This window comes from Citrobacter sp. Cpo148 (genome assembly GCF_030332375.1).
Taxonomy (GTDB): Bacteria; Pseudomonadota; Gammaproteobacteria; order Enterobacterales; family Enterobacteriaceae; genus Citrobacter; species Citrobacter portucalensis.
This window is the reverse complement of sequence record NZ_JAOWHY010000046.1, coordinates 199,927-217,219: the sequence shown is the minus strand read 5'-3', so window position 1 is coordinate 217,219 and position 17,293 is coordinate 199,927. Positions and strand designations below refer to the sequence as shown.

Annotated in this window: 17 protein-coding genes and 1 tRNA gene; 11 read left to right on the top strand and 7 right to left on the bottom strand. The window is 54.6% G+C overall.

Going from position 1 to position 17,293, the window contains the following annotated elements:
- The first annotated feature begins 9 nt into the window (after window positions 1-9).
- The 5 genes from OGY10_RS15925 to ureG are packed head-to-tail and all read left to right on the top strand — an operon-like array spanning window position 10 to window position 3,792.
- Window positions 10-330 (top strand): urease subunit beta, encoded by a 321-nt coding sequence (locus tag OGY10_RS15925; protein WP_003828455.1) that lies wholly within the window; start codon window positions 10-12, stop codon window positions 328-330.
- Window positions 323-2,026 carry an urease subunit alpha gene (gene ureC, locus OGY10_RS15920; protein WP_286577004.1) on the top strand — a complete coding sequence of 568 codons (1,704 nt, stop codon included), beginning with the start codon at window positions 323-325 and terminating at the stop codon, window positions 2,024-2,026. Before OGY10_RS15925 ends, ureC begins: the two co-directional genes overlap by 8 nt.
- 9 nt (window positions 2,027-2,035) lie before the next feature.
- Window positions 2,036-2,494 carry an urease accessory protein UreE gene (ureE, locus tag OGY10_RS15915; protein WP_048236793.1) on the top strand — a complete coding sequence of 153 codons (459 nt, stop codon included), beginning with the start codon at window positions 2,036-2,038 and terminating at the stop codon, window positions 2,492-2,494.
- Window positions 2,494-3,165, top strand: coding sequence for an urease accessory protein UreF (locus OGY10_RS15910; RefSeq protein WP_003828461.1), 672 nt, complete (start codon window positions 2,494-2,496; stop codon window positions 3,163-3,165). Before ureE ends, OGY10_RS15910 begins: the two co-directional genes overlap by 1 nt.
- A gap of 9 nt (window positions 3,166-3,174) precedes the next feature.
- A complete protein-coding gene (ureG, locus tag OGY10_RS15905) occupies window positions 3,175-3,792 on the top strand; it encodes an urease accessory protein UreG (protein WP_128611677.1) in 618 nt (205 codons plus the stop codon).
- A gap of 48 nt (window positions 3,793-3,840) precedes the next feature.
- On the opposite strand, the gene tsaD is transcribed toward ureG, so the two are convergent.
- Window positions 3,841-4,854, bottom strand: coding sequence for a tRNA (adenosine(37)-N6)-threonylcarbamoyltransferase complex transferase subunit TsaD (tsaD, locus tag OGY10_RS15900; protein ID WP_003024694.1), 1,014 nt, complete (start codon window positions 4,852-4,854; stop codon window positions 3,841-3,843).
- Between the two features lie 236 nt (window positions 4,855-5,090).
- Between tsaD and rpsU the strand changes: the two genes are divergently transcribed.
- The 3 genes from rpsU to rpoD all read left to right on the top strand — a co-directional run bounded on the left by rpsU (window position 5,091) and on the right by rpoD (window position 9,301).
- The gene (gene rpsU, locus OGY10_RS15895) at window positions 5,091-5,306 is read left to right on the top strand and encodes a 30S ribosomal protein S21 (protein ID WP_001144069.1); all 216 of its coding nucleotides are present in this window, start codon (window positions 5,091-5,093) and stop codon (window positions 5,304-5,306) included.
- Between the two features lie 237 nt (window positions 5,307-5,543).
- Window positions 5,544-7,289 (top strand): DNA primase, encoded by a 1,746-nt coding sequence (dnaG, locus tag OGY10_RS15890; protein WP_286577002.1) that lies wholly within the window; start codon window positions 5,544-5,546, stop codon window positions 7,287-7,289.
- 164 nt (window positions 7,290-7,453) lie between these two features.
- Window positions 7,454-9,301 (top strand): RNA polymerase sigma factor RpoD, encoded by a 1,848-nt coding sequence (gene rpoD, locus OGY10_RS15885; protein ID WP_003024699.1) that lies wholly within the window; start codon window positions 7,454-7,456, stop codon window positions 9,299-9,301.
- Window positions 9,302-9,346: 45 nt separating this feature from the next.
- Here the strand turns inward: rpoD and mug are convergent, their stop codons facing one another.
- Entirely contained in the window at window positions 9,347-9,853 is a 507-nt protein-coding gene (mug, locus tag OGY10_RS15880; RefSeq protein WP_008785849.1) for a G/U mismatch-specific DNA glycosylase, read from the bottom strand.
- Between the two features lie 125 nt (window positions 9,854-9,978).
- Here mug and OGY10_RS15875 point away from each other — a divergent pair.
- Window positions 9,979-10,054: transfer RNA gene (locus OGY10_RS15875), tRNA-Ile, on the top strand.
- Between the two features lie 268 nt (window positions 10,055-10,322).
- On the opposite strand, the gene OGY10_RS15870 is transcribed toward OGY10_RS15875, so the two are convergent.
- The 5 genes from OGY10_RS15870 to OGY10_RS15850 form a co-directional block, all read right to left on the bottom strand.
- Window positions 10,323-10,646, bottom strand: a complete 324-nt coding sequence (locus OGY10_RS15870; RefSeq protein ID WP_001573898.1) for a DUF1889 family protein — start codon at window positions 10,644-10,646, stop codon at window positions 10,323-10,325.
- 109 nt (window positions 10,647-10,755) lie between these two features.
- Window positions 10,756-12,570 carry a diol dehydratase reactivase subunit alpha gene (locus OGY10_RS15865; RefSeq protein WP_286577000.1) on the bottom strand — a complete coding sequence of 605 codons (1,815 nt, stop codon included), beginning with the start codon at window positions 12,568-12,570 and terminating at the stop codon, window positions 10,756-10,758.
- A gap of 10 nt (window positions 12,571-12,580) precedes the next feature.
- On the bottom strand, window positions 12,581-13,009 hold the full coding sequence (locus OGY10_RS15860) for a diol dehydratase small subunit (RefSeq protein ID WP_007372193.1): 429 nt from the start codon (window positions 13,007-13,009) through the stop codon (window positions 12,581-12,583).
- 2 nt (window positions 13,010-13,011) lie between these two features.
- A complete protein-coding gene (locus OGY10_RS15855) occupies window positions 13,012-13,596 on the bottom strand; it encodes a propanediol/glycerol family dehydratase medium subunit (protein ID WP_071445934.1) in 585 nt (194 codons plus the stop codon).
- An 11-nt stretch (window positions 13,597-13,607) separates the two neighbouring features.
- Window positions 13,608-15,275 carry a propanediol/glycerol family dehydratase large subunit gene (locus tag OGY10_RS15850; RefSeq protein ID WP_101742447.1) on the bottom strand — a complete coding sequence of 556 codons (1,668 nt, stop codon included), beginning with the start codon at window positions 15,273-15,275 and terminating at the stop codon, window positions 13,608-13,610.
- Window positions 15,276-15,667: 392 nt separating this feature from the next.
- Here OGY10_RS15850 and OGY10_RS15845 point away from each other — a divergent pair, with 392 nt between their 5' ends.
- Window positions 15,668-16,096 (top strand): GlcG/HbpS family heme-binding protein, encoded by a 429-nt coding sequence (locus OGY10_RS15845; RefSeq protein WP_003828504.1) that lies wholly within the window; start codon window positions 15,668-15,670, stop codon window positions 16,094-16,096.
- A gap of 22 nt (window positions 16,097-16,118) precedes the next feature.
- Complete coding sequence (gene dhaT / locus OGY10_RS15840; protein ID WP_003024734.1) at window positions 16,119-17,282, top strand: 1,3-propanediol dehydrogenase; 1,164 nt, start codon at window positions 16,119-16,121, stop codon at window positions 17,280-17,282.
- The last annotated feature ends 11 nt before the right edge of the window (window positions 17,283-17,293 follow it).

Sequence of the window (17,293 nt, the reverse complement as noted above, 5' to 3'; positions counted from 1 at the left end):
GGAGCAGCAATGATCCCAGGTGAATATCAGATCGCAAAAGGCAATATTGCGCTTAATCAAGGGCGGGAGATCTGCACGATCGTGGTGGAAAATCATGGCGACAGACCCATCCAGGTGGGATCGCACTATCACTTTTACGAAGTGAACCCAGCGCTGCGCTTTGACAGGCTGGCTGCACGCGGTTTTCGTCTGAACATTGCTGCGGGCACGGCAGTACGTTTTGAGCCGGGACAAAAACGCGAAGTCGAACTGGTGCGCGTTGCTGGTGCACAAAGGATCGTGGGTTTTCGCAGCGAAGTGATGGGCGCACTGGAGGCAGATAATGAGTGACATTTCCCGGCAGGCATACGCCGACATGTTTGGCCCAACCACCGGCGATAAAGTGCGCCTGGCGGATACCGACCTGTGGATCGAGGTGGAACAAGACTTCACCACCTACGGCGAAGAGGTCAAATTCGGCGGCGGAAAAGTGATCCGCGACGGCATGGGCCAGGGACAAATGCGCGCCGATGCATACGTGGATCTGGTGATAACCAACGCGCTGATCGTCGATCACTGGGGGATCGTGAAAGCGGATATCGGCATCAAAAACGGCAGGATCTTCGCCATCGGCAAAGCAGGTAATCCCGATATTCAACCCAACGTCACGATCCCGATAGGCGTAGGAACTGAAGTCATCGCTGGGGAAGGTAAGATCGTCACTGCGGGCGGCGTGGATACGCATATTCACTGGATCTGCCCACAGCAGGCGCAGGAGGCGCTGGTTTCCGGGGTGACGACGATGATCGGCGGCGGCACCGGTCCGGCGGCAGGCACTCACGCCACCACCTGCACGCCGGGCCCCTGGTACATCGCGCGCATGCTGCAGGCGGCAGACACGTTACCGGTTAACATCGGTTTGCTGGGCAAAGGCAATGGCTCAAACCCAGACGCCTTGCGCGAGCAAATCAGCGCGGGCGCAATTGGCCTGAAAATCCATGAAGACTGGGGCGCCACGCCTGCCGCTATCGACTGCGCGCTGACTGTGGCCGACGAGATGGACATCCAGGTCGCGCTGCATAGCGATACGCTCAATGAGTCCGGTTTCGTTGAAGATACGCTGGCGGCGATTGGCGATCGCACCATTCATACTTTTCACACTGAAGGCGCGGGCGGCGGCCATGCACCGGATATCATCACCGCCTGCGCGCATCCGAATATTCTGCCCTCCTCCACTAACCCGACGCTGCCCTATACCGTCAACACCATCGACGAGCATCTCGACATGCTGATGGTTTGCCACCACCTCGATCCGGATATCGCCGAAGACGTGGCCTTTGCCGAATCCCGCATTCGCCGGGAAACAATCGCTGCCGAAGATGTGCTGCATGACATTGGCGCGTTTTCCCTGACCTCGTCCGATTCACAGGCGATGGGGCGCGTTGGCGAAGTGATCCTGCGTACCTGGCAGGTGGCGCACCGCATGAAGGTTCAGCGTGGCCCGTTGGCAGAAGAAACCGGTGACAACGACAACCTGCGCGTTAAACGCTACGTCGCCAAATACACCATCAACCCGGCATTAACCCACGGTATTGCCCATGAAGTCGGCTCCGTTGAGCCTGGCAAACTGGCCGATCTGGTGCTGTGGTCGCCCGCCTTTTTTGGCGTAAAACCGGCGACGATCGTCAAGGGCGGGATGATCGCCTGCGCGCCAATGGGCGATATCAACGCCTCGATCCCCACCCCGCAGCCGGTGCATTACCGCATGATGTTCGGCGCGCTTGGCGCGGCGCGGCACCACACCCGGCTGACCTTTATTTCGCAGGCCGCTGACGCGCAAAACATCCCGCAGCAGCTCAATCTGCAAAGCGCTATCGCCGTCGTCAAAGGCTGTCGGACGGTGAAAAAGGTCGACATGATCCACAACGGCCTGCAACCCAATATCACCGTCGATGCTCAGACTTACGAGGTGCGTATTGATGGCGAACTTATCACCAGCGAACCGGCAGATGTTTTGCCGATGGCGCAACGCTATTTTCTGTTTTGAGGAGTGACGATGATCTATCTGACCCAACGCCTTGACCACGCTCACCGCGTTACTGCAAGCGTCACGCTGCCCATTGATGTCCGGGTAAAAAGTCGCGCCAGGGTAGCACTGAACGACGGTCGCGAAGCCGGGCTAATGCTACCGCGTGGTTTGCTGCTGCGTGGTGGCGATCTGCTAAGTACCGACGATGGCAGCGAAGTGATCGAAGTGATCGCCGCACCGGAGTCGGTTTCCGTGGTGCGCTGCGACGATCCTTTCCTGCTCGCCAAAGCCTGTTATCACCTCGGTAATCGCCACGTTCCGCTGCAAATCCTGCCTGATGAACTGCGTTACCATCACGATCATGTGCTGGACGACATGCTGCGCCAGTTCAACCTTGAGGTGACATTCGCCCAGTTGCCGTTTGAACCTGAAGCAGGCGCTTATGCCAGTGAATCACACGGGCATCACCACGGCCATGCGCACTGATGCATAACAGCCAACAGCTACGTCTGATGCAGCTCGCCAGCAGCGCGCTCCCGGTAGGGTCATTTACCTGGTCCCAGGGTCTGGAATGGGCGGTGGAAATCGGCTGGGTGAAAAGCGTCGATGACTTCTCTGCCTGGCAAATCCAGCAGATGGAGCAGAACTTTTTTACCGTTGACCTACCGCTGCTGGCGAGACTGTATCGCGCCTGCGAGCTGGACGATCTCGACGCAGCACGCCGCTGGAGCGCTTACCTGCTAGCCTGTCGCGAAACCCGCGAACTGCGGGATGAAGAACGCAGTCGGGGTGCGGCGTTTACGCGGCTGGTCACCGACTGGGAGTCGGATTGCTCGCGAGAATGGCGCACCCTCTTTGTCGACAGCCAACTCTGCGGCATGGCATGGCTGGGCGTGCGCTGGAAAATTCCACTGACGGAGCTGGCGTTAAGCCTCGGCTACAGCTGGATTGAGAGCGCTGTCATGGCTGGCGTCAAGCTGGTTCCTTTTGGACAACAGGCGGCCCAGCGTTTGATTATTGCGCTCTGCGATCGCTATGCGCAGGGTTTGGCACAGGCGCTGACGTGTCCTGACACCAGCCTCGGCTCCGCAACGCCGTTGGCCGCTATCGCGTCTGCCCGGCATGAAACCCAATATTCCCGATTATTCCGCTCCTGAGGAGAAAAAATGAGTAACTACAAGCATCCCCTGCGTGTGGGCGTTGGCGGCCCGGTCGGCTCGGGCAAAACGGCGCTGCTGGAAGCGTTATGCAAAGCCATGCGCAGCAGCTATCAGTTGGCGGTGGTGACCAACGATATCTACACCAAAGAAGATCAGCGCATTCTCACCGAGGCTGGCGCACTGGAACCGGACAGAATCGTTGGTGTGGAAACCGGTGGCTGCCCGCATACCGCCATCCGCGAAGATGCGTCGATGAATCTGGCCGCCGTAGAAGCGCTGAGCGAGAAATTCGGCAATCTGGATCTGATTTTTGTGGAAAGCGGCGGCGATAACCTGAGCGCCACCTTTAGCCCGGAACTCGCGGATCTGACGATCTATGTGATCGATGTTGCCGAAGGCGAGAAGATCCCGCGTAAAGGCGGTCCGGGGATCACCAAATCCGATTTTCTGGTGATCAATAAAACCGATCTTGCCCCTTACGTCGGCGCATCGCTGGAGGTGATGGAGCGCGATACCTTGCGCATGCGCGGCGAGCGTCCATGGACGTTTAGTAATTTAAAATCTGGAGAAGGCCTGGACAAAATTATCGCGTTTCTGGAAGAGAAAGGAATGTTGCGGATGTAGCGTATTGCCCGGTGGCGCTACGCTTACCGGGCCTACGATATTGTGAGCTTATGCCGCCGGTAATTCCGCCAGCGGCCAGCGTGGACGCACGGTCACGCCAAGATCCGCCGTTGCACCCGCTTTAAAGCGCACCATGCCCGCGTAGGCGATCATCGCCCCGTTATCGGTACAAAATTCCGGACGCGCGTAAAACACTTCGCCACGACGTTTTTGCATCATCTCGGCCAGCTTTGCGCGCAGCGTACGGTTCGCACTCACGCCTCCCGCCATCACCAGACGTTTAAAACCGGTTTGATCCAGCGCGCGTTTGCACTTGATCATCAGCGTATCAACTACCGCGTCTTCAAACGCTCGGGCGATATCAGCGCGGGTCTGATCGTCATTTTCGTTATTACGAATGGTATTCGCAGCGAAGGTTTTCAAACCTGAGAAGCTGAAATCCAGCCCCGGACGGTCAGTCATCGGACGCGGGAAGACAAAACGTTTTTCAACGCCTTGTGATGCCAGCTTTGACAGCATTGGGCCACCAGGATAATCCAATCCCAGCAGCTTGGCGGTTTTGTCGAACGCTTCACCGGCAGCATCATCAATCGATTCGCCCAGCAATTCATACTGACCGATACCGGTGACGCTGATCAGCTGCGTGTGGCCGCCGGAAACCAGCAGCGCGACGAACGGGAACGCAGGGGGATTATCTTCCAGCATTGGCGCCAGCAGATGCCCTTCCATGTGGTGCACAGGAATTGCCGGTACGCCCCAGGCGAACGCCAGCGAACGTCCTACGGTTGCGCCAACCAGCAGCGCACCAACCAGACCAGGACCTGCGGTATACGCCACCGCATCGATCTCTTTTGCCGTCAGTCCCGCTTCTTTCAGCGCGGCCTGGATCAACGGTACGGTTTTACGTACGTGATCGCGCGAGGCCAGTTCAGGCACTACGCCGCCGTAGTCAGCATGTAATTTCACCTGACTATACAATTGGTTGGCTAAAAGACCTTTTTCATCGTCGTAAATGGCGATGCCGGTTTCATCGCAGGATGTTTCAATACCCAGTACACGCATGACTTGTTTTACCTCGCTCTATTACCGCGCAGTGTAGGACCAATGCGGGTTGATGTAAAACTTTGTTCGCCCCAGGAGTTTCGCTCGTGTATACTCCTTGTCCTTATAAAAGTCCCTTTCAAAATCGCGTCGGTGCTTTACAAAGCAGCAGCAATTGCAGTAAAATTCCGCACCATTTTGAAATAAGCTGGCGTTGATGCCAGCGGCAAACCGAATTTATTAAAGGTGAGAGTTACATGCCGGTAATTAAAGTACGTGAAAACGAGCCGTTCGACGTAGCACTGCGTCGCTTCAAGCGTTCATGCGAAAAAGCAGGTGTTCTGGCGGAAGTTCGTCGTCGTGAGTTCTATGAAAAACCGACTACCGAACGTAAGCGCGCTAAAGCTTCTGCTGTGAAACGTCACGCGAAGAAACTGGCTCGCGAAAACGCACGCCGTACTCGTCTGTACTAATCCATTGAGAGCCAAAGCTCTCAATTCAGACTGAGTTGTAGTTGTAAGGCCGTGCTTCCGGAAGGAATGCGCGGCTTATTTTCGTTTATACACGTCATCATTCAAGCTGCCTCAGTGTTGGCTGCAGTCGCTCACCCCAGTCACGTACTGCTGTACGCTCCTGAGGATTCGCTTCCTTGCCGCCTTGATGCATCCTGAATGATTTTGTGTATATGAGTCATCAAAAAACAGGGGCTTATGGCTGGACGAATTCCTCGCGTTTTTATCAATGACCTGCTGGCAAGAACCGACATCGTCGATCTCATCGACGCGCGGGTAAAGCTGAAAAAGCAGGGCAAAAATTATCACGCGTGCTGTCCGTTCCATAACGAAAAAACCCCCTCTTTCACCGTAAACGGTGAAAAACAGTTTTATCACTGCTTTGGGTGTGGCGCGCATGGCAACGCCGTCGACTTTCTCATGAACTACGACAAGCTCGAGTTTGTGGAAACCGTCGAAGAACTGGCCGCAATGCACAACCTTGAAGTGCCCTATGAAGCAGGCAGTGGCCCCAGTCAGATAGAGCGCCATCAACGGCAAAGCCTTTATCAATTGATGGACGGCCTGAACACTTTTTATCAACAGTCTTTGATGCAGCCCGCCGCTACCCCTGCGCGCCAGTACCTGGAAAAGCGAGGATTAAGTAGCGACGTTATCACCCGTTTTGCTATTGGTTTTGCGCCCCCCGGCTGGGACAACGTCCTGAAACGGTTTGGCGGCAATGCTGAGAATCGCAAATCGCTGGTCGATGCGGGGATGTTGGTCACCAACGATCAGGGACGCAGTTACGATCGCTTCCGCGAACGGGTGATGTTCCCCATTCGCGACAAACGTGGTCGGGTCATTGGTTTTGGTGGACGCGTGCTGGGCGATGCCCTGCCGAAATATCTGAACTCCCCGGAAACCGATATTTTCCATAAAGGTCGCCAGCTGTATGGCCTTTATGAAGCCCAGCAGGATAACGCCGATCCACAGCGCCTGTTAGTGGTAGAAGGCTATATGGATGTGGTGGCGCTGGCGCAATACGGCATTAACTACGCCGTTGCATCCCTAGGGACGTCAACTACTGCCGATCACATCCAACTGTTGTTCCGCGCGTCGAACAACGTAATTTGCTGTTACGACGGCGACCGAGCAGGACGTGACGCAGCATGGCGCGCGCTGGAAACCGCACTGCCCTATATGACAGACGGACGCCAGCTACGCTTCATGTTTTTACCTGACGGCGAAGACCCCGATACGCTGGTGCGTAAAGAAGGGAAAGAGGCCTTTGAAGCCCGGATGGAGCAGGCGCTGCCGCTCTCCGCGTTTTTATTTAACAGCCTGCTGCCGCAGGTGGATTTGAGTACCCCGGACGGACGCGCACAGCTCAGTACGCTGGCATTACCGCTGATTACTCAGGTACCAGGCGAAACGTTGCGCATTTACCTGCGACAGGAGTTGGGGAACAAGCTCGGCATTCTGGATGACAGCCAGCTTGAACGTTTAATGCCTAAACTGGCAGAAAATGGGGCTTCCCGCCCTGTTCCACAGCTAAAACGTACGACCATGCGTATACTTATAGGGTTGCTGGTACAGAACCCGGGCCTCGCCCCGCTGGTTCCACCGTTAGGCGCACTGGATAGCAATAAGCTGCCTGGACTTGGCTTATTCAGAGAACTGGTCAACACTTGTCTGGCTCAGCCAGGTCTGACCACCGGGCAACTTTTAGAACACTACCGTGGCACAAATGATGCTGTGACCCTTGAAAAACTGTCGATGTGGGACGATATAGCAGATAAAGATATCGCGGAAAAAACCTTCACCGACTCACTCAACCATATGTTTGATTCGATGCTTGAACTGCGCCAGGAAGAGTTGATAGCTCGTGAGCGCACACACGGTTTAAGCAGCGAAGAACGCCGGGAACTCTGGACACTGAACCAGGAACTGGCCAAGAAATAACAGAAAGACAAAAGTATTTAACGGCTTAACTGCCGAATATCGATCGGGAAGCCCCCGACAGCCGCACGGAGAGGCAGCGGCAAAATATAAGTATGCCCTCGTTTTGCCGTTGGCGGTTTTACCGCCCAACACCAATCAAACGAATTAAGTGTGGATACCGTCTTATGGAGCAAAACCCGCAGTCACAGCTGAAGCTTCTTGTCCAACGTGGTAAGGAGCAAGGCTATCTGACCTATGCCGAGGTCAATGACCATCTGCCGGAAGATATCGTCGATTCAGATCAAATCGAAGACATCATCCAAATGATCAATGACATGGGTATTCAGGTGATGGAAGAAGCACCTGATGCCGATGATCTGCTGCTTGCTGAAACCTCCAACAGCACCGATGAAGACGCGGAAGAAGCGGCTGCCCAGGTTCTGTCCAGCGTTGAGTCCGAAATCGGTCGTACGACTGACCCGGTCCGCATGTACATGCGTGAAATGGGTACCGTTGAACTGTTAACCCGCGAAGGCGAAATCGACATCGCTAAACGTATCGAAGACGGGATTAACCAGGTTCAATGCTCCGTTGCCGAATACCCGGAAGCTATCACCTACCTGCTTGAGCAGTACGATCGCGTAGAAGCTGAAGAAGCACGTCTTTCCGATCTGATCACTGGCTTTGTCGATCCAAATGCGGAAGAAGACATGGCGCCAACGGCGACCCACGTCGGTTCTGAACTCTCTCAGGAAGAGATGGATGACGATGAAGACGAAGATGAAGAAGATGGCGACGACGACAGCAGCGATGATGACAACAGCATCGACCCTGAGTTAGCGCGTGAAAAATTCGGTGAACTGCGTACTCAGTACGAAATCACTCGCGACACCATCAAAGCGAAAGGCCGCAGCCATGCTGCCGCGCAGGAAGAAATTCAGAAGCTGTCTGAAGTGTTCAAACAGTTCCGCCTGGTGCCGAAGCAGTTCGACTACCTGGTAAACAGCATGCGCGTCATGATGGACCGCGTGCGTACTCAGGAACGTCTGATCATGAAGCTCTGCGTCGAGCAGTGCAAAATGCCGAAGAAAAACTTCATCACCCTGTTTACTGGCAACGAAACCAGCGAAACCTGGTTCAACGCGGCAATCGCGATGAACAAACCGTGGTCTGAAAAACTGCACGACGTGGCAGATGACGTTCACCGCGGCCTGCAGAAACTGCAGCAGATTGAAGAAGAAACCGGCCTGACCATCGAGCAGGTTAAAGATATCAACCGTCGCATGTCCATCGGTGAAGCGAAAGCCCGCCGTGCGAAAAAAGAGATGGTTGAAGCGAACTTACGTCTGGTTATCTCTATCGCTAAAAAATACACCAACCGTGGCCTGCAGTTCCTGGATCTGATTCAGGAAGGTAACATCGGTCTGATGAAAGCGGTTGATAAGTTTGAATACCGTCGTGGTTACAAGTTCTCCACCTATGCAACCTGGTGGATCCGTCAGGCGATCACCCGTTCGATCGCGGATCAGGCGCGTACCATCCGTATCCCGGTACATATGATTGAGACTATCAACAAGCTCAACCGTATCTCCCGCCAGATGCTGCAAGAGATGGGCCGCGAGCCGACGCCAGAAGAACTGGCTGAGCGCATGCTGATGCCGGAAGACAAGATCCGTAAAGTGCTGAAGATCGCTAAAGAGCCTATCTCCATGGAAACGCCGATCGGCGACGATGAAGATTCGCATCTGGGTGATTTCATCGAGGATACCACCCTCGAGCTGCCGCTGGACTCTGCGACTACCGAGAGCCTGCGTGCCGCAACGCACGACGTTCTGGCTGGCCTGACCGCCCGTGAAGCGAAAGTTCTGCGTATGCGTTTCGGTATCGATATGAACACCGACCACACGCTGGAAGAAGTGGGTAAACAGTTCGACGTTACCCGCGAACGTATCCGTCAGATCGAAGCGAAGGCGCTGCGTAAACTGCGCCACCCGAGCCGCTCTGAAGTACTGCGTAGCTTCCTGGACGATTAATCTCGCCGCATAAGCATAAACGCCACCGCAAGGTGGCGTTTTTCTTTACATCCCGCGCATGACCAGCGCGTCATCCAACTCGCGATACGCCTCCACCAGCTTATCCAGTGTAATCCGGCTCAATCCGCTGGGATTCGGCAATACCCAAATCTGCGTCGCGCCAATGGTCAGCGTCTGTTTTCCCCACTGCGCCCCACGCTGGCTAAGCCCCTGCTCAAATGCCTGCTTCCCAAGGATAGCGAGCGCGGCTGGCTGATACTCTTCTATTTTCTCAATAAGCAGACGACCGCCGCTACGCATCTCTTGTAGCTTCACTTCATTGGCTTGTACCGTTGGTCTGTCGACAAACTTAGTCACGCCGCAGCGGAAGTCCAGCAGGTGCTGTGCCTCTTCAGGTTTAAGCTGGCGATCGGTAAATCCCGCCTGATGGATAACCTTCCAGAAGCGATTAGCGGGGTGCGCAAAGGGGAATCCTGTACCTGCGGAAGAAAGCCCCGGATTGATACCGCAAAACACCACCCGCAGCTCCGGTGCCAGTATGTCCTTAACCATAATTACTCCGAACAATACATCAAGGGAACCAGTATAACGGACTGAAAATACATTGTTTATAAAAACAGCATCCGTACGCTTAAGTCTGGATTGCAACGCGGAGTTACTTTATAATCCACCGCCACGGCCCCTTAGCTCAGTGGTTAGAGCAGGCGACTCATAATCGCTTGGTCGTTGGTTCAAACCCAACAGGGGCCACCAAATCTCAAGGACTTGCGAGAAATCGCAGGTCCTTTTTTTATGGGTATTCCGTAGAAATTGGCATGTAGCAAAAAAGAGTTTGTCCTGGAAAAATCAATACTTGCTTGCATCAATATGTTGAATGAGTACGCGGAAGAACATGGCTGGCGGGGACTAAAGCTATTTACGCGATACACCTGTTCAGAAAACAGCATGTTAATGGCAACCCCATCTGGACGCCGCCATCCTGGGATGGAAACGTCCGTTAGAGTTTAATTCGATAGTCAGCTCACACTAGCTCTTTGAGCTGCTCCTGCATATAGGTTGAAAAATACTCTGGGTTCTTGATAAGGATGCGGTTACCGGAGGCGACTTTCTCTGCCCATCCGGCCACTTTTTTCGTGAACTCGGGATTCCATCCCTCTTGCTCACCCCGTGCCATCACAACTTCCGGACTCGCTGGCACACCTAAGTCATGCAAATACTTTAAGATTCCCTTAGCGGTACTTTCATCCATTGAATGTGGTACTGACGCCGAAGTGTTCATACCACCAATAAAATCCAATGCTTTCTCAATTGCTGTTGGCATGCTCTTATCCTTAAAATTAACCACGTGAGAGACACATTTATACTATGTACCCAACTCCGCCGGGATATCAAAGAGAACATCGCCTTTATTTGACTTACCCCGCAGCTAAACGCTTGCGCGGCTGTTTTCTGCGCTATTTTTTTGCTTCTCCGGCTAAAACCAGCCCAGTTGCCACCGCATTACGCGGCCCTTCGGTACCTCGAATATTACCCTGCCCGGCGACAACGCCGTAATGCGCCAGCGCATCGGTGATCATCTGCGGGATTTCGAAATCCAGCGAAGAACCGCCTACCAGCACCACAAAAGTCATATCGCGAATAGAGCCACCGGGTGACACCTGGCGTAACGCGCGCAGGCAGTTGGTCACAAAAACCTTCTCCTTAGCCTGTCGGCGCACCAGACGGATTTTTTCCAGCGAAGTCTGGTTATCTACCGGAATCAGCTCACCCTCTTTCAAGTACACCACTTTGGCGAATACTGACGGACTGAGCGGTTCGCGGAAAAACTCCACCGAGCCGTTCTCATGGCGAATGCTGAACAGGCTCTCCACTTTTGCCAGCGGGTATTTTTTTATTTCCTCCGCCAGAAATGCATCGCTTAAGCCCAGCTCAGTTTGAATCAACAGGCTGACCATATTCCCCGCGCCGGCCAGATGTACCGCTTTCACTACGCCGTCGCTATTGATGACGGCGGCATCGGTAGATCCTGCGCCTAAGTCGAGGATCGCCAGCGGTGCGGCGCATCCGGGCGTAGTTAACGCCCCCGCCACGGCCATGTTGGCCTCCACGCCGCCCACCTCAACCAGAGTGTTTAACCGGACGCTCAGCTCACTGGCGATGGCCTGCATCTGTAAACGATCGGCTTTCACCATCGCCGCAATGCCCACGGCGTTCTCCATTGAACACTCTCCGGCGATGCCGCCCTGCACCTTGCGCGGAATAAATGTATCGACCGCCAATAGATCCTGAATATGCACCGTGTTCATGTCATGACCGGTCAGCGAGGCCATCACCTTACGCACCCGCTCCAGCATGCCGCCTGCGTGCGTACCAGCTTCCCCACGAATATCGCACACGGGCGCACAGGCGCTCATCGCCTGCATAATGGCCTGAGCGCCCTGCGCTACGTCGGCTTCACCGCCGCGCTTTTCACCACGGATAAAGATCTTACCCGCCGGGATCACTCTTGATCGCACATCGCCCTGCGGGGTTTTCAGCACCACAGCGGAACGGTTGCCAATCAGCGCTCTGGCGATGGGGACAATAGTTTGTGTTTCCTCAGGGGTCAGGGCAAAGAAGGTTGCGATACCGTAAGGATTCGACAGCACCCGCACCACCTGTCCCGGGGCCGCCACTTCCACCGCCGCCAGCACGCCTTCCGGCACCTTCTCCAGTAGAGTGACTTCATCAACCACCGGTATTGGCCGATGCAGGCGATTATTCACCAGCACGCCATCATCTTTTTTCAGGATGGCCGCCACCACGTTGACGCCGCGATCCAGCGCTTCATTGATAAACCAAACCGCCTCAAGGAAATCCATCTCCTCACCCACCAACGGTATCCAACCCTGGGCAAATCGATCCTCGCTCAACGCCGCCAACTTCTCCACGGCGATGGTAGTCCCCATGCCCACGCCAACGCCGCCGGGCGTTTGCGGGTTATGGCCAATCATCGTTGATTCGGTAATGATGGTTTCAGTGATGGTTTCCATCGCCACATCGCCAATCACCGGTGCGGCCTCGTTGATGCAGATTTTTGCCACGTCCTGCAGCGACCACGGCGTTTTATCCAGCGCCTGCTGCAGGGACGCGACCACCCCGGCGATATTCTCCCGCGTGCCTTTCATCCCGGTCGTGGCGACAATCCCGCTGCCGATAAACCGGCCATCCTGCGCCAACGCCACTTCAGTGGTGGCGTTGCCGATATCGATCCCTGCAATTAACGGCATGCTGCCTCCGTCACTGACTGCCTTTACGCAGCTTATTTCTCTGCTGGTATACCTCTGCCGATTCGCGGACAAACCCGGCGTTCACCGTGGCGTGCCAGGTGTGTTCCAGTTCATCGGCAATGGCCTGCAACTCGGCGAACGAAGAACGAAACGGCCTCAGTGCGTTGTAGATCTCCAGAATGCGGGCATCCGGGATCGCAATCAGTTCTGCCGCACGACGAAAATTGCGCGCTACGGCATGACGCTGCATCTGCTCGGCAATCTGCGCCTGGTACTCCAGCGTTTGCTGAGAAATACGCACATCCTGCGGCCCTACGCGGCCCGCCAGCACATTCTCAAGGGTAATGTCGGTTAGCGGCTTGCCGCCAGGCGTCCGGATTTTCTCCGGGCAGCGGGTGGCTAATGGGTAATCCTGCGCGGTCATGATGTTGTCGTTCATGGTCATTCCCTTACCAGTGCAATATGCAACGTGACAGGCGCAGCATCCTGCACCACGTGTTTGGTTTCTTTGATATGAAACAGCGCGGCCTTGGCCATAAATTTAGGGCGCACCATCTGGTCATTGACCACTGGCACCGGCGAAGGCGACTCTTTGCGCGCATATCGCGCGGCGTTTTTACCAATCTGACGATAGGTTTCCAGTGTCAGCAGCGGAGCCTGAGAAAACAGTTCCAGGTTACTTAGCGGCAGCAGATCGCGCTGATGAATCACCGTGGTTCCTTTCGACTGGATACCAATCCCAATGCCTGAGCCGCTGAGATTTGCCGCATCCCATGCCATAAAAGAAACATCCGAGGTGCGCAGGATCCTCACTACTCGCGCATGCAGTCCCTCTTCTTCGATGCCAGCAACCAGCTCTTTCAAAATCGCGTTGTGCGGCATATCAATCAAGGTTTTATGCTGATACTTATCAAAGGCCGGGCCGACGCCAATCACCACCTCATCTACGCGTTCGTCCGCTGTAGCCGCCTCGCCTTCGCTTACCTGCAAGGTGAAAACCGGCTTACGTTCAGTTGTGCATTCCACGGTGTACCGCCTTATTCAATTGAGCCAGGCTGAACCACGCCCGCGATATTTTTAATTTCCGCCCAGCGTTCGGCACTGATGCGATAGCCGGTACCAGGTCCCTGATAATCATTGATGTCGTTGACGGCGCTGACGACGTCGAACTGGCGATCCAGAATAGCCGACGTTTGCAGGTAATCACCGGTAACACGCTGTCTCAGCATATTGAGGATGTTACTGGCGATATCTTCGAAACCGCTACGGCTTAGTGCGCCGACGATATCCAGCCCGGTGATATTGCGCTTCATCATCTCTTCCACGGCGGCCAGATCTTCCACCACATTGCGCGCGGGCATATCTTTGCTGCCGTGAGCATAAGTAGCAGCTTCGACTTCTTCATCGCTAATCAGCGGCAGGCCCAGTTCGCGGAACACTGCCTGAATGGCGCGTGCGGCCTTATTGCGAATGGCGATGGTTTCCTCTTCCGTGACCGGACGCAGACCGCCGTCAACCATCAGATCGCGTTGCAGAATGTTGTAATCATCGAAATCTTCAGCGTCGAAGTTCGATCCGGCAAACATGTTGTCGTAGTTGGGTACCGCGCTGTAACCGGAGAAAATAAAGTCGGTACCCGGCAGCATCTGCATCAGGGTGCGGGCAGTACGGCGAATATCGGAGTGGGAAAAGGTCTGGTCATTGGCGGAGGCCACTTCAAGGTCGAGCATTGAGGCAATCAGGTTTTCCGCCAGCACCGCGCGGATCCCTGACGGCACAGCGCCGGTCATGCCGATACAGCTGACCGCACCGTTTTGCAGCCCCTGTACGCCCGCGCCTTTAGTGATAAAAATGCAGCGTGACTCCAGATAAAGCATCGATTTACTTTCGGAATAGCCCATCAGCGCTTCCGAGCCGGTGCCGGAGGTGTAGCGCATCTTCAGGCCACGCGACGCATAAGCCGAGGCGAGAAACGCTTTGGACCACGGCGTGTCATCGCCGTCGGTAAACACCGATTCTGTGCCATACACCGACACCGTTTCGGCATAACTGGTTAGCCCTCGCATCCCCAGCTCCAGCTCCGTGGCCTCTTCAACGGAACATTGCGTCAGCACACCGGGGCGACCACACTGGGAACCCACCAACAGTGCCAGGGCATTAAACGGCGCGTAGCGGGCGATCCCGACCGTCGTTTCCTGCTCGGAAAAGCCGCGGATCCCCGCTTCAGCAGCGTCGGCGGCAATCTGTACCGGGTTATCTTTCAGGTTAGTCACGTGGCACTGGTTGGAGGGAGTGCGTCTGGCGCGCATTTTTTGTAGCGCCATCATCATCTCCACCACGTTCATTTGCGCCATCACTTCCACCGCTTTCGCCGGGGTGATGGCGGTGGTAATGGCAATAATCTCTTCCCGACTGACGTGGATATCCACCAGCATTCTGGCGATCTCCAGCGCGTCGAGCTGCATGGCGCGCTCAGCTTTGGCCACGTTAATCGCATAATCGGCAATGAAACGGTCGATCATGTCGAACTCGGCGCGGCTCTTACCGTCCAGCTCAACAATACGACCATTTTCCACCTTCACCGACGACGTCGGATCGTAGGGGCTTTCCATGGCGATCAGCCCCTCTTCAGGCCATTCGCCAATCAGCCCATCCTGATTTACAGGCCGCTTCGCAAGCACTTCGAATCGTTTTGATCTTCTCATGATTTATTGACTCAAAAGGTAAAAAATAGGGACGCCGGGCCATATTGCCGGGGACACCACACCCGGTATTCGCCTTTCATCAGCAATGGCCGAACTCTAAATGAGCCAAGCAATAAAAAAATAAAATTAATTTCGTTCCAATTTGGCACCTAATAAAAATGCATCGTTCCATATTGAAACGCAATTCAGGAATATCCATCGTGAATTGTGACGAGGTTAAATGATCATTATCAATAAACGCAAAATCAGGGAAATAAATTTAATTTTTATAAAAAATCCACCCTATTGACTTAATAACGTGCGGCGAGAAAATAAGGTAAAGCCAATGATAAAAATAGCTGTTGCGCGATATGTTTCGTGACCTCAGCCCTACAACATTTTCAGGAGAGACTGTGAATAAGAGCCAACAAATTGCCACCATTACGCTGGCGGCTGCAAAAAAAATGGCGCAGGCCGTTGAGGCTAAAGCGCTTGAGATCAACGTTCCGGTGGTCTTTTCTGTGGTGGATCACGGCGGAAATACGCTGCTAATGCAACGCATGGACGATGCGTTTGTCACCAGCTGTGATATCTCTCTTAATAAAGCGTATACCGCCTGTTGCCTGCGTCAGGGTACCCATGAAATTACCGACGCGGTACAACCTGGCGCTTCGCTATATGGTTTGCAGCTTACTAACCAACAGCGCATTGTTATTTTCGGCGGCGGCTTACCTGTCATATTAAACGGTAAATTAATTGGTGCCGTTGGCGTTAGCGGCGGCACCGTCGAACAAGACAGATTATTAGCAGAAACCGCACTGAATTGTTTCTCTGAATTATAATTTAAATCTAAGAAGGTATATTATGAGCTATCGTATGTTTGATTACCTGGTGCCAAATGTGAACTTCTTTGGCCCCAATGCTATTTCCGTTGTCGGCGAACGCTGCAAACTGTTAGGCGGTAAAAAAGCGCTGCTGGTTACTGATAAAGGTCTGCGGGCTATTAAAGACGGTGCGGTAGATAAAACCCTCGCCCATTTACGTGAAGCGGGCATTGACGTGGTGGTTTTTGACGGCGTTGAGCCAAATCCCAAAGACACCAACGTGCGCGATGGTCTGGAGGTCTTTCGCAAAGAGCATTGCGATATCATCGTTACCGTTGGAGGCGGTAGCCCGCATGACTGCGGTAAAGGCATCGGTATCGCGGCAACTCACGAAGGCGATCTCTACAGCTATGCTGGGATTGAAACCCTGACCAACCCGCTGCCGCCTATCGTTGCGGTGAATACCACTGCCGGTACCGCCAGCGAAGTCACCCGCCACTGCGTACTGACCAATACCAAAACCAAAGTGAAGTTTGTGATTGTCAGCTGGCGCAACCTGCCGTCGGTCTCCATTAACGATCCGCTGCTAATGCTCGGCAAACCCGCTCCGCTGACCGCCGCGACCGGTATGGACGCCCTGACCCACGCCGTAGAAGCCTATATTTCCAAAGATGCCAACCCGGTCACCGACGCCGCCGCTATTCAGGCTATTCGCCTGATCGCACGCAACTTGCGTCAGGCCGTAGCGCTGGGCAGCAACCTGAAAGCTCGCGAGAACATGGCCTACGCTTCTCTGTTGGCGGGTATGGCTTTCAACAACGCCAACCTCGGCTACGTTCATGCAATGGCGCATCAGCTTGGCGGTCTGTACGACATGCCACACGGCGTGGCGAATGCCGTACTGCTCCCGCACGTGGCGCGCTATAACCTGATCGCTAACCCGGAGAAATTTGCCGATATCGCAGAATTTATGGGTGAAAACACTGACGGACTCTCCACCATGGATGCCGCCGAACTGGCCATTCACGCCATTGCCCGTCTCTCCGCTGACATCGGCATTCCGCAGCATTTGCGCGATCTGGGCGTCAAAGAAGCCGATTTCCCGTACATGGCGGAAATGGCGCTGAAGGACGGCAACGCCTTCTCTAACCCGCGCAAAGGGAACGAGAAAGAAATTGCCGAGATCTTCCGTCAGGCATTCTGATAACGCAGGGG